This is a genomic window from Paucibacter hankyongi (assembly GCF_037482915.1).
In the GTDB taxonomy this organism is placed as follows: domain Bacteria; phylum Pseudomonadota; class Gammaproteobacteria; order Burkholderiales; family Burkholderiaceae_C; genus Paucibacter_A; species Paucibacter_A hankyongi.
The window spans coordinates 22,677-35,903 of the sequence record NZ_JBBHJX010000017.1; the positions used below are offsets into that span (position 1 = coordinate 22,677).

The 13,227-nt window shown below is 64.7% G+C and carries 6 protein-coding genes; 4 read left to right on the forward strand and 2 right to left on the reverse strand.

Going from position 1 to position 13,227, the window contains the following annotated elements:
• Nucleotides 1-3: 3 nt before the first annotated feature.
• The gene (locus WG899_RS19065; RefSeq protein ID WP_339597245.1) at nt 4-969 is read right to left on the reverse strand and encodes a diguanylate cyclase; all 966 of its coding nucleotides are present in this window, start codon (nt 967-969) and stop codon (nt 4-6) included.
• Nucleotides 966-7,139, reverse strand: a complete 6,174-nt coding sequence (locus WG899_RS19070; RefSeq protein WP_339597246.1) for a PAS-domain containing protein — start codon at nt 7,137-7,139, stop codon at nt 966-968. Before WG899_RS19070 ends, WG899_RS19065 begins: the two co-directional genes overlap by 4 nt.
• A gap of 290 nt (nt 7,140-7,429) precedes the next feature.
• Here WG899_RS19070 and WG899_RS19075 point away from each other — a divergent pair, with 290 nt between their 5' ends.
• The 4 genes from WG899_RS19075 to WG899_RS19090 all read left to right on the forward strand — a co-directional run bounded on the left by WG899_RS19075 (nt 7,430) and on the right by WG899_RS19090 (nt 13,112).
• Nucleotides 7,430-9,418 carry a hypothetical protein gene (locus tag WG899_RS19075; RefSeq protein ID WP_339597247.1) on the forward strand — a complete coding sequence of 663 codons (1,989 nt, stop codon included), beginning with the start codon at nt 7,430-7,432 and terminating at the stop codon, nt 9,416-9,418.
• A gap of 340 nt (nt 9,419-9,758) precedes the next feature.
• Nucleotides 9,759-11,144, forward strand: a complete 1,386-nt coding sequence (locus WG899_RS19080) for a circularly permuted type 2 ATP-grasp protein (RefSeq protein WP_339597304.1) — start codon at nt 9,759-9,761, stop codon at nt 11,142-11,144.
• A 138-nt stretch (nt 11,145-11,282) separates the two neighbouring features.
• Entirely contained in the window at nt 11,283-12,251 is a 969-nt protein-coding gene (locus WG899_RS19085) for an alpha-E domain-containing protein (protein ID WP_339597248.1), read from the forward strand.
• A 33-nt stretch (nt 12,252-12,284) separates the two neighbouring features.
• A complete protein-coding gene (locus tag WG899_RS19090) occupies nt 12,285-13,112 on the forward strand; it encodes a transglutaminase family protein (protein ID WP_339597249.1) in 828 nt (275 codons plus the stop codon).
• The last annotated feature ends 115 nt before the right edge of the window (nt 13,113-13,227 follow it).

A 13,227-nucleotide genomic window follows, 5' to 3' on the forward strand; every position in this document is an offset into this window, starting at 1 on the left:
CGCTCACAAGGCCACGCCGCAGGCCCGCCCCCGACCGCGCGACTTGGCCAAATACAGTTGCTCGTCGGCGGCAACCACCAACTCGGCCTCGACGCGGCCCGAGGCCGGCTGCATCGTCGCCACCCCGATGCTGATCGTCAGATAGGGCCCGAGCTCCGACGCAGCATGCGCAACACGCGCAGCGCGCACGGCCGCCTCCATCTCGCCGGCCAAGGCCAGCGCGCCTTCCAGCGGCGTGTCCGGCAGGATGCAGGCGAATTCTTCGCCGCCATAACGGCTGACCATATCGGCGGGCCGTTTCAGCTGGGCACGCATGGTCATCGCCACCTTGCGCAGCGCTTCATCGCCGGCCTGGTGGCCGTAATGGTCGTTGTAGCGCTTGAAGAAATCGACGTCGGCGATCAACATCGCCAGCGTGCCATTGCTGCGGCGAGCGCGTTGAAACTCGGTATCCAGCCGTTCATCAAAGAAGCGCCGGTTATAGACCCCGGTCAGACCATCGATAAAGACCATCTGACGCAACAAATCGCTTTGCAGCTTCAAAGTCAGATGGGTTTTGACGCGCGCCCGCACCACCGCCGGATTGAAGGGTTTGGAGATGAAGTCGACCGCGCCAACCTCCAGGCCCAGCGTCTCGGCCTGGGCATCGCTGTGCGCGGTCACAAACACCACCGGTAGATCTTGCAGCGCGGTATCGGCCTTGATCTGGCGACATACCTCATAGCCGTCCATCACCGGCATCTGCACATCCAGCAACACCAGATCAGGGTTTTTGTCGCGGCAAATGGCCAAGGCCTGCTGGCCGCTGGTGGCCATGAACACTTGGTGATCGTTGGCGAACACCTGATAGAGCGCCTGGATATTGACCGGCTGGTCATCCACGATCAGCAGACGAGGCTTACGCCCAAGATGCTGGAACGCGTTCAACATTTGAGGCGGCGATTCCCCGCTGTTCTTCTCATTGCTCATGCCTCGACCTCCGCTGCCCGCAACAGGCTTTGACAAAGCGACTGGGCGCGCTCGAAATCCAGGCCGGCCACGGCTGCATCGAGAGACTCCATCTCGGGCTTCAGACGATCGGCAAATTGCTCACGCAAGCGTGCGAAGGCGTCGGTGGCACCCAAATCAAAGTTGCTCAACAGTTGCATGAAGTCGTTCATCGCTCGCTTGAATTCATCCAGGCTTTGTGCCGCCGGTACGGGCTTGGTCGCCGGCTTGGGGCTCAGATCGCAAAGCGCCTGCGCCAAGCCGAGCATATCTCGACAACCGGCTTCAATCTGCTGAGCCAAACCGCTGATCCACTCGGCACCGAGGTTATCACCACGTTTCAGCACCGACTCCCCCTCGGCGCCCCAACTCGCCATTTGCTCGGCACCGACCGTGGCCGCCAGGCCCTTGAAGGAATGCAGCGCCATCGCCGCCTCGCCTCGCTGCGGCGTAGCCCCGGACAGCAGCCAAGCATCCAATTTAGGCGGCAACTCGGCGGCGGAGATACAGAAGGACTTCACCATGCGCTGGAACAGCTCGGTCTTGCCCATGAAACGATCCATCGCTGCTTGCACATTGATACCCTGGGCCGCGGCGCGCTCGCGCAGCTCGGTCGGTACCGCCAAGCTGGCGAAACGCGGGGCCGCGCCGGCATCGGCGACATCGGCGGCAGCACCAGCTGAGAGCGCTGCACCCGAAGCAGCACTCACACTCGCATCTCCGCGATGCGTCAGTTGCAGCAGCAGATCAACCAGCCGCTCCAGGTCAAAGGGCTTGCCCACATGCTCATTCATGCCGGCGGCCAAGCAGGCCTCGCGATCGGCCGGCATGGCGTTGGCGGTCATGGCCACCACGGGCAATTTGGTCAAGCCCAGTTCACTGCGGATCAAGCGGGCGGCGGTGTAGCCGTCCATCACCGGCATCTGCATGTCCATCAACACGATGTCAAAGGCCTGGCTGTCGGCGCGCAACAGATCCACGCCCACCTGCCCGTTGTCGGCCAGCTTGACGGCGGCACCCACATCCTCCAGCAGCTCCTTCGCCACCTGCTGATTGTTGAGGTTATCTTCGACCACCAGGATGCGCATGCCCTGCAAGGGCTTGGCGGCTGCGACCGGCGCGGACTTTGGCGTTGACGCCGCCGAGCCGGGCTCAGCGCGCGAGGCCAGCACGGTCTCCAACAGCATGGTCGGCGTCACCGGCTTGACCAAGAAGCCATTCAGCAATTGCTGGTCCGCCTCGCTGCGCTGGCTCAGTACCTCTCGGCCATGGGCCGTCACCATCACCACCACGGGCATCGCCTGCAAACCACCCAAGGCGCGGATACGCTGGGTGGTTTCAAACCCATCCATGCCCGGCATCTGCCAGTCCATCAACACCACTTGATAGGGTGTTCCCGCTTCCGCTGCACGTGTCAGCTGCGTCAGGGCCAGCTCACCCGAGCTGGCCAGATCAACCCGCCAGCCCAGACCCTCGGCCATGGCCCCCAGCACCTCAAGCGCGATCGGGTTGTCATCGACCAGCAGCACGCGCAAGTCGGTCTCGGCCTCGTCGTTTGTGCCTGGGTTCGCGATCGCTTGGCCATCCATGCCCATGCGGAGCTTGAAGGAGAAGCAACTGCCCCGGCCGGGTTCGCTTTGCAGGGCTAGGGTGCCGCCCATCAGATGGACCAGCCGCTGGCTGATGGCCAAGCCCAGCCCGGTGCCGCCGAAGCGGCGCGTGGTCGAGGCCTCGGCCTGGCTGAAGCCGGAAAAAATATGCTTTTGATGTTCCGGTGCGATGCCGATGCCCGAGTCGCGCACCGCGAACTCGAGTTCGGCCTCACTCTCGCTCAAGCTCAGCACATTGACGCTCACCACCACCTCGCCGCGCTGGGTGAACTTGATCGCGTTGCCGCCCAAATTGATCAGCACCTGCTGCAAGCGCATGGCATCGGCGATCAACACCGACGGCAGCGCCGGATCCAGGTCGAACAAAATCTCCAGCGGCTTGGCGCCCACATTGGCCGACAGGATCACCGACAGATCGCGCAGCAAATGGTCGATGCTGAAGGGCTGCGGGTCCAGCTCCATCTTGCCGGCCTCGACCTTGGAGAAGTCCAGGATGTCGTTCAGCAGTCCCAGCAAGGAGCGCGCCGCGCCCTCGGTCTTGCTGGCGTAGTCCAGCTGGCGGGTCGTCAGCTGAGTCTTTTGCAGCAGCTTGAGCATGCCCAAGATGGCATTCATCGGCGTGCGGATCTCATGGCTCATATTGGCCAGGAACTGACTCTTGGAGCGCGAGGCTTCCTCGGCCGCCTCGGTGGCCAGCATCAAATCGGTGATGTCGATGCGGAAGCCGACGGTGTGGCCATCGACCATCTTGCGCTCGATGACGCGAATCCAGCGCTGGTCATCCAGCTTCTGCACCATCAAGGTATCGCCTTGCCTGTGGGCTGCCATGCGTTCCCGGACCCAGTCCTCGATCCTCCCCTCGGCGTCGCGGTACTGGCCGCGCAGCGCACCGCCGCGGATGATGTCCTCAAAGCGAGCGCCGGGCACGATCAGGTCGCTGGAGGCCGCATACATCTGGCGGTATTTTTCATTGCAGAACACCAGCCGGTCCTCGGGGTCGTAGAGCACAAAGGCCTCACCGACCGCGTCAATGGATCCGCGCAGCAGGCTCTCGGCGCGGCGCAGTTCGGCCTCGGCCCGGCGCCGCTCGCCCACATCCATATAGGTGGTGACAAAGCCACCGCTGGGCACCGGGTTGCTGTGCATTTCCAGGCTCAGGCCATTGGGACGCTGGCGCTCCCATTGGTGCGGCGCCAGCAAGGCCGCCTCGCCATGTTGACGTGCGCGCTGCAAGGCGGTCTCGATGTCGATGGCGCCATCCTCACCGCGCTCATGCAGCAAGCGCGCCACCCGCTCGACGGTCAAGGGCTGCTCCTGCAGGAAGGCGCTGTCCAGGCCATACAGCTCGGCGTACTTGCTGTTGTACAGGGTCAGCCGGAGCTCTGGGTCGATCAGACTGAGGCCGCAAGGCAGGCTCTCCAACACCACCTTCAGCAACTCGGCGCTGCGGCGCTGTTCGTCCTCCAAGGCGCGGCGTTCGGTGATGTCCACATAGGTGGTGACGAAGCCGCCCGCTGGCATCGGCGAGCCGCGCACTTCCAGCGTGCGCCCGTTCGGGCGCGTGCGTGCGAATTGGTGCTCGGTCGGGTGCAAGGCCCTTTCAACGATCTGGCCAATGGTGGCTTCTAGGTCGGGGCCTTGTCCGTATTCACCGCGTGCCGCATTGAAGCGGATGATGTTCTCGAAGCGCACCGGCTGCTCCTCGAACAACTCCGGCGGGAACTCCAGCAGGCTGAGGAACTGCTGGTTATGAGCCAGCAACTTCAGGTCGGCGTCAAACACGCTCAAGGCGCAGGGCAGGTTCTCCAGCACACTCTGCAAGACCTGATGGCTGCGCTTGGTTTCGGCCTCCAGCGCGCGGCGTTCGGTGATGTCTTGGTAGGTGCCAACAATACGCAGCGCGCCACTGTCGTCAAACACCGCCTCCCCCACCGAGCGCACCCAGATGAAGCGGCCCAGATCGGTGCGCAGCGACAGTTCCATGTCCCACGCTTCGCTGTGATCGACGGCGCGCTGCATCGCCTCCGCCAATCTGGCGCTGTCGGCCGCCGAGAAATGCGCCAGCGCTTCTTCTAGCGTCACCAGCCGGTCCGGCGGCATGTCATGCAGACGATAGGTCTGCTCCGACCAGCTGAGCAGCTGGGTCCCCATATCGACCTCCCAGGCGCCCAGCTCGGTCAAGCGCTCGGCCCGGTCCAGGACCATCTGCTTGTGCAGCAGCAATTCTTCGGCCGCCTTGGCGGCGCTGATGTCGAGATGGGTGCCGGCAATCCAGGAGGGCTCACCATCGGCGGAACGCTTGTAAAGCTTGCCGCGCGCCAACACATAGACCCAGTGGCCATCGCGGTGCCGCATGCGCAGCTCGCATTCGTAGAACTGCGTCTCGGCAAAGAAATGCCGCATCAGCGACTCTTTGGCCTTGTGCATATCGTCCGGATGGCACAGGTCCACCCAGGTCTGCGAGCTCACCGGCGCCAACTCCTCCAGGGTCCAGCCCAGCATTTCGGCCCAGCGCTCGTTGAAGCGGGCCTCACCGGTCTGCACATTCCAATCCCAGGTGCCGGCATTGGTGCCTTCGATGATGCGGTTCAGGCGATCCTGCTGCTCGGCCAGATCGGCCGCCGCGCGTTTGGCGGCCGTGATGTCGATGCGGATTGAGATGTACTTTTCCACCTGCCCCTGCGGACCCAGTACCGGAGCAATGATGCTGTCGACCCAATACAGCTCGCCGCTCTTGGCGCGGTTGCAGACCTCGCCGTGCCACGACTTACCCTGGCTGATGGTGGCCCAGACAGCGGGCCAGAAGTCCGCCCCCTGCGTCCCGGAGTTGACGATGCTGTGTTTTTGTCCCAGCAACTCTTCTTGCGCGTAGCCGCTGATGCGACAAAACGCCACATTGGCCTCGATGATGCGCCCGGTCGGGTCGGTGACCGAGACGATCGCCTGCTGATGAATGGTGTCCAGCAAGGCCTTGTTCTCGCTCATGACCTGGGCGAGTTGCAACTGATTTTGCTTGCCTTCGGTGATGTCGAGGCTGATTTCGATGAAGCCGGCATGCTGGCCATTTGCGTCGAAAACAGGCTGGATATCGGCATCCACCCAGAGTGGGCGGCCATCCTTGCGTCGGCATAACTGCTCGCCACGCAGCCCAGCCCGGCTCAAGGCCAGGCCCGCCAGTTCTTGCGCCCCCAGGGCGGCAGCGCCTGGGCCCGTGTCACCGCCGATCAATTCAGCACGCAGGCAGCCCAAAGCCTCGGCCACGCTATAGCCGGTGATGCGAGAAAAGCCCTCGTTGACCCAGGTGATGCGGCCCTGGGCATCGGTGGCGATCACGGCATTGCTGGTGCCGCGGGCCACGCGGGCCAGGCGCTCCAATTCGCCGGTCATGCGCTGCGCCATGGCCTCGGCACGGTCGCGCCCCGACAACAAGAGCCAGGCCGCCAAGGCCAAGGACAGCGTCAGCGCGGTCCCGCCGGCAGCGATCCAGCGCGAAGTCCGCGTGTCGATGGTGGCATCAAACGCCGCCGAACTGCGCGCACGCAACAGCAAGCTGCGGCCGGCGATGCTCAGGCTGCGGCTGTTCTCGAAGCGAGCTTCACTTTGGGCCAACTTGGCTGGGGCCAATGTCTCGTTGCCTGAACTGGCCCGACCGGCGGACGAGTCCGCCTTGGGCGCCACGGCCATCGCCTCAAACACCAAGTTCTCGACCAGCGCTTCGGTGCCGTCAAACAGCTCAAAGTCCAGGCCTTTTTCCGCCACATCAATGGCGCCGGCCAACAATTCCTCCACCACCACGGGTGCGTAAGCCAAGCCAAGCAAGGCCTGCTCATGTTGCGCCGGCGAGACCGGATCGGCGCCGCGCCGGTAGACGGGCACCATCAGCAAATAGCCGACGCGCTTCTGCGCGTCTTGCACCAGGGTAATGCGCCCGGTCATTGCATCCTGGCCCGTCAACATCGCGCGCTGAGCGGCCTCGCGCCGCACCGGCTCCTGGCCCACATCAAAACCCTGGGCCTGGCGATTCGGGCCTAGCGGCTCGAGGTATTTGATGACGAACAAGTCCGACGCATCACCGCTGCTGCGCACCTCAAATTCGGGCGCATCGTCGCGGCGAGCGGCAGCGGTGAAAGCGGCCAACTGTGATCGTGGCACCCGCTCGATCAAACCAAAGCCACGCACACCGGGGAACTCAATCGGCAGCTGACGCGACTCCACATAGGCACGAAAGTCCGCGCGCGCGATTGACGGGCTGGCCGCGTAGGCGCCGCGGAGGCCCTTCAGGCCATAGAAGGGTTGCTTAAAGCGTCGCAGCACTTCGGTTTCAAGGCGCTCGGCAACGCGGTCAAACCGCAATTGCGCGTCGCGCTCGGCCTGCTCGCGGGCCGACCATGCCAGGCCCATGCTCAACAGCAGGCCCAGCAAGACGATGGCGGCCACGATCAGCGGCTTGGCCAAGGCTGCACCACGCTGCAGGCGCGCGAACCCGCGCTGCCGGTTCGACTCCGATTCACGCCCTCGCCCATGCCCACGCTTTAGCATCATGAAGTCCGCACCCGTCGGGCTTTGCCAATGTGTCGCCCAGTCTAGTGCAGCGGGCGACAGTTCGTGCCATCCTATCTATAAGGATGGGCCGAGCCAGCCAGAACCGCGGTTCGGCGCGTCAGGGGCAACCGGAAAACAACAAATTGCGCAGTTGTACCGTTTGCTAGCAAACCAGCGCCCCTTGGCCGGGCTACGCTAAGACCGGCGCGGCAAGGGGTGTGCGGCGAACGCTTCGCCCACGGCTTAGGTTTCCGGTCACTGAATGAGTCCAATCCTTTCGGAGGGGTCTGATGGCGAACACAGATGAACTGCTCTTGTATCCACTCGAGCGGGACGTAACGGCAGCGGCCCAGGCGCTGAACGAGCGTGCGGACTGGCAAGCGCGCCTGTACGCCGCCTGGGGCCTGCGCCAGCTGAACAGCCCGCGCGCCCAGTCGCTGGCCGCCGCGCTCTTGCGAGAACTGGCGCAAGAGACCGAACAGTCGACAGACACGCCCCCCATTCCCGCGGCCAACCTGCACCCCCTGCGCGCCCGCTTACAGCTGGTGCAAGCCGAAGTGGCCATGCTGATGTTGCGACTGGACGAGGCACAGCAGCACCTGGACCTGGCCCGCCCCGATCTTGATGCGCAGCCCGAGCCGGCCGTCCTTGCCGATTGGTATTGGCTGCAGTCTTGTGTGTACTTCGACCGTGGTGAGGTCGATGCGCAACGCGATGCCTTGCAGAGCGCGCTCGACATTGCCGAGCAGGCCGACGACGCCGAGCGTCAACTCTTCTTCCGCGCCACGCTGGCGCGCTCCGACTTGTTCCGCGACTTTGAGTTGGCGCGCGCCACCTGGTCGGAGCAATTGCCGCTCACCGGCGAAGGTTTGTCGCCCCAGTGCCAAGCCGCCGTGGCCGACTATCGGGCGCTGGAGCAAGGCCTGGCCAATGACTATGTGGATGCCTGCCACTCTCTGGAGCAGGCCTATGAGGCCAGCCTGGCCTCCGGCCAGCTGCGCCGGGCCATCGCGGCCGCCTCCAATCTGGGCTACAGCTACACCAGCATGTCGGACGTGGACACCGCGCTCGTTTGGCTGAAGAAAGGCCTGGCGCTGGCTCGCAAGATGCGCTGGCCGGGCGCCATTGGCCTATGCCTGGCCCAAACCGGCGAGGCCTTGCGACGCGTGGGCCAGACCGAATCGGCGCGCGAACTGCTGCGCGAATGCATGCAGACCCTGGTCCTGCACCCCAAAAGCCGTACCGCCATGATGGCGCTGGACTACCTGGGCCAGGCCGAGTTGGACCACGGTCACTACGACGAAGCCCTGAAGCATTTCGAGCTGCTTGGTGAACGTGAAAAGCAAGCCAGCGCCAGCGATATGCGCACCGGCGTTGCACTGGGCCAGGCCCGCGCCTTGATGCATCTGGGGCGCCTGGATGCGGCGCGCCAGGTGGCGCTGGATGCCTGCAAAGGGGCGGCCGCCCAAAAGCAAAGAGCCGACCTGGTGGAGCTGCATGCGCTCTTGGCCGAGATCGAGAAACGCGGCGCAGGTTCGGCCGAAGCGGTGCTCAGCTGGCTGAACCAGGCCTTGGCGCTGAGCCAAACCATCGAGGGCTATCAGCCCGCGGCCAGCCTGCTGGAGGCGGCGGCCGAAGCACAGTTTCAAGCTGGCCGGCCACAAGAAGCCTATGCCATGGAGCGACGCGCCTCCGCCGCACGCCAGACCAGTTGGAGCACGGCCACCAAACACGCACGCCAGCAAGCCGAGTTGGCGCGCAATGAACGTCTGCAAGCGCGGCAGCTGGCACTGTCCAAAGAGGAGCGTCTCAACAAGCTGCAGGCCGCGCATGAGCAGTTGCAGCAACTGGTGGTTTTGGGGCGCGAGATTTGGCGCCAACACAGCCCGAGCCTGATCTTCACCGTGCTGGCGCGTGAGCTGAAGTCGACCGTCAAGGCCGAGTTGTTGGCCGCCTACCAGCCCGCCGCCAGCAGCCAACAGCTGGCCTTGGCGCCCTGGACCAAGGCCGTGCCCGAAGGCCTGCTGCCGACCCTGGCGATGAATGATCCCGCCCACCCTTGCGCCGCCTGCTGGCGCGACTGGGCCGAGCGCAGCCAGGCATTGGACTCGGGCGCGACCCGCATCTTTGCCCCGCTGGTGGACGATGAAGCCAATCTGGGCGTGCTGGTCCTGGAGCTCGCCGCTGGGCTGCCTTGGGGCAAGGACGAGCAGGCGGTGTTGCGGCACTTAGGCATCGACGCTGCGATGTCGCTGAAGCGCTGCTTGGCGGTCGGATGAAGCGGTAAAGCAGTGAAGCGATCAAGGGCCCTAGATCCTCGCGCCCCAAATCCGAAGCATCACGCCTCAGCCTTGTGCATTGCACTCGCGCAGTGCAGCAGTGCCCGCAGGTCATGGGCGCGATCGTGCGTCACGCACCAGGCGAGTGCAAACCAGGCCACAAGAGGGCAAGCCGGAGGGCTGGCGGCGGCAAAGCCGTGCGGGCAGCGCATGAATTCGGCCCTCGGGGACAACTGGGCACAAGGCTTGCAAGTGTCTTGTCCAAAACCCAGTTCACGCCCCGGAGTTTCCAACCATCATGCATGCGCTCACCCTGCCCGCCCCGGGTCATTACGACGAGATGCTGCTGGACAGCGGCGCCCTCCGTCCGCACTACCAACAGTTCGCCAATTGGCTGCACGCGCAGACGCCCGAGGCGCTGGCGAAAAAACGCGCCGAGGCCGATTTGCTGTTCCACAAGGTGGGCATCACCTTTGCCGTCTACGGCGATGAGGCTGGGGCCGAACGGCTGATCCCGTTCGACACGGTGCCTCGCATCGTGCCCGCCTCGGAGTGGCAAATGCTGGAAGCCGGCTTGCGCCAGCGGGTCACTGCCCTGAACAAATTCCTGTGGGACATCTATCACGATCACGAGATCGTCAAGGCCGGGTTGATTCCGGCGGAGCAGGTGTTTGCCAATGCCCAGTACCAGCCGGCCATGCAGGGTCTGGATCTGCCCCACGGCATCTACACCCACATCACCGGCGTGGACCTCATCCGTCATTCGGACGGCGGCTACTACGTGCTGGAAGACAATTTGCGCGTGCCCTCCGGCGTGTCCTACATGCTGGAGAACCGCAAGATGATGATGCGGCTCTTTCCCGAGCTGTTTGCCCGTTACCCGGTGGCGCCGGTGGCGCACTACCCCACCCTGCTGCTCAATACCTTGCGCCACGCCAGCGTGGCCGAGCAACCCACCGTCGTCGTGCTGACGCCGGGGCCCTTCAACAGTGCCTATTTCGAACACGCCTTCCTGGCCCAGCAAATGGGGGTGGAGTTGGTCGAGGGGCAGGACTTGTTCGTCAAAGACGAGTACCTGTACATGCGCACCACCGTGGGGCCGCAACGGGTCGATGTGATCTATCGGCGCATCGATGACGCATTTCTAGACCCACTGGCCTTCCGCGCCGACTCGATGCTGGGCGTGCCCGGCCTGCTGTCGGTCTACAAGCAAGGCCATGTGATCCTGGCCAACGCGATCGGCACCGGCGTGGCGGATGACAAGTCCATCTACCCCTATGTGCCCGACATGATTCGCTTCTACCTGGGCGAAGAACCCATCCTGCACAACGTGCCTACCTGGCAATGCCGCAAGCCCGCGGACCTGGATCATGTGCTGGCCCATCTGAGCGAGTTGGTGGTCAAAGAGGTGCACGGCGCCGGAGGCTACGGCATGCTGGTGGGGCCGGCCTCGACGGCTGCGGAGATTGAAGACTTCCGCGCCCGCGTCAGCGCCAACCCGAGCAACTACATCGCGCAGCCGACGCTGTGTCTGTCCAGCTGCCCGACCTTTGTCGAGAGCGGCATCGCGCCGCGCCACATCGACCTGCGGCCCTTTGTGCTGACCGGCCGAGAGGTCACCATGGTGGCGGGCGGCCTGACCCGCGTCGCGCTCAAACAAGGCTCGCTGGTCGTCAACTCCTCGCAAGGTGGCGGCACCAAAGACACCTGGATCCTGGAGGCCTGATGGCTCACCCACAAAGCGCTGTGCACTCCCCACTCAAGGGGGCGAGCCCGAGGGCCCGGCAAAGCCGGATCCCCGCTCTCCACTGGGCTCGGCTGCCCGCGGGCAAGCCATGCGCCGCTCATCGAATGGAGTACTGAAATGCTTTCTAGAACCGCCGCCCAGTTGTACTGGATGAGCCGCTATGTTGAGCGGGCCGAGAACCTGGTTCGCATGTTGGATGTGACCCATTCGCTGTCGCTGCTGCCGCAATCACGCGGCGCCATGACCGAGCTGGCCGCGCCGCTGGCCGTCACCGGCACGCTGGAGGCCTACAACCACAGCCATCAAACCCTGGAGGCCAGCCGCCTGTTCAACTTCATGGCGCTGGACCTGAACAACCCCGCCTCGGTGCTCAGCTGCCTGCGCCATGCGCGCGAGAACGCCCATGCGGTACGCGGCCAAATCACCAGCGAGATGTGGGAGGCGCTCAACGCCACCTGGCTGGAAGGGCGCGAAATGCCCAAGCGCGGCGTGGCCGATGTGTCGAGCTTCTTTGATTGGGTGAAGGAGCGTTCGCACCTGATTCGCGGCGCCACCCAAGGCACCTTGCAGCGCAACGAGGCCTACCAGTTCATTCGCCTGGGCACCTTCATCGAACGCGCCGACAACACGGCGCGCTTGCTCGATGTGAAGTCGCAGCTGATTGAGCCCGCCCAGGCCAGCCTGGTGCCGGTGGATGTGCCGGTGGAGAGTGCCCCCGACTTCTACACCTGGAGCGCGCTGCTGCGTTCGCTGTCGGCCTTCGAGGCCTACCATGCGGTCTACCGCGATCGGCTCGACGCCCGCCGCGTGGCGGAGCTGCTGATCTTGCGCCCCGATGTGCCGCGCTCGCTGCGCGCCTGCTGCGCCGAGATTGTCGACATCCTGCCGCATATCGAGGCCCGCAGCGGCTCGCTGGACGCTGGCCGCATCGCCAAGCAATTGGCGGGACGCATGGCCCTGCGTTTGGAGCACGGCACGGTAGACGAAGTGCTGGAGTTGGGCGTGCATCACTGGCTGACCACCTTTTTGCAAAAATCCGCGCAGCTCGGAGACGCCGTCCGCGAAGCCTATTTCGAAGCCAATTGACTTCGCCTTCAGCAAGCACCCACAGGGACCGCCGTGCACCTCGTCATCCACCATGAAACGGTCTACCGCTACGCCAGCCCGGTGAAGCGCAGCACCCAATACCTGCGCCTGACCCCCATGGACGGGCCTGGCCAGCGGGTCGTGCATTGGCAATTGGACCTGCCGGGCCATCCGAGCCGTTGCCTGGACGCCTACGGCAACCTGACCCATGTGCTGACGCTGGACAAACCCCACAGCGAGATTCATCTCTGCGCCCATGGCGTGATTGAGACCTCCGAGCTGCCTCCCGCGCCGCAGCCCGGCGACGGGCCCTTCCCGCCGGCCGTCTTTTTGCGTGACTCGCCCTTGACCCAGGCCGACGCGGCATTGCGGGCCTTCGCGCAGCAATATGCGCAGCGCATCGCGGCCGACCCGATGCAAGGCTTGCTGAGCCTGCAGGAGGCGCTGGGTCGGCTGATGCCTTACACCCCCGGCACGACCGACGCGGCCACACCGGCCGCCGAGGCCTTTGCGCGCGCTTCCGGCGTCTGCCAGGACCACGCCCAGGTCTTCGCCACCTGTGCCCGCTTATTGGGCCTACCGACCCGCTACGTCAGCGGCTACCTGGCGGCGGACGTCGAGCATGTGGCCAGCCACGGCTGGGCCGAGGTGCGGCTGCCGGGCACGCCGGCCGAGGGCGGCGGTTGGTTGGGCTTTGATGTCTCCAACCAATGCCTGGCCGATGCGCGCTACGTCAAATTGGCGATCGGCCTGGACTACCTGGATGCCTGCCCGGTGCGCGGCATGCGCCTGGGCGGCGGCCTCGAAGCGCTGCAGGCCGCGGTACACATCACCCTGGCGCAGGACCAAAGCCAGGCATGAAGGTCGCCCTCGCCCAGCGTGACGGGATAATCGGCGGCGCGGCGCTAGCTGCACGGCTTCGTGCGGCGCGCCGTCCCCTTGTTCCCAACGCTGTAGCCTCTCACCGTTTATGACT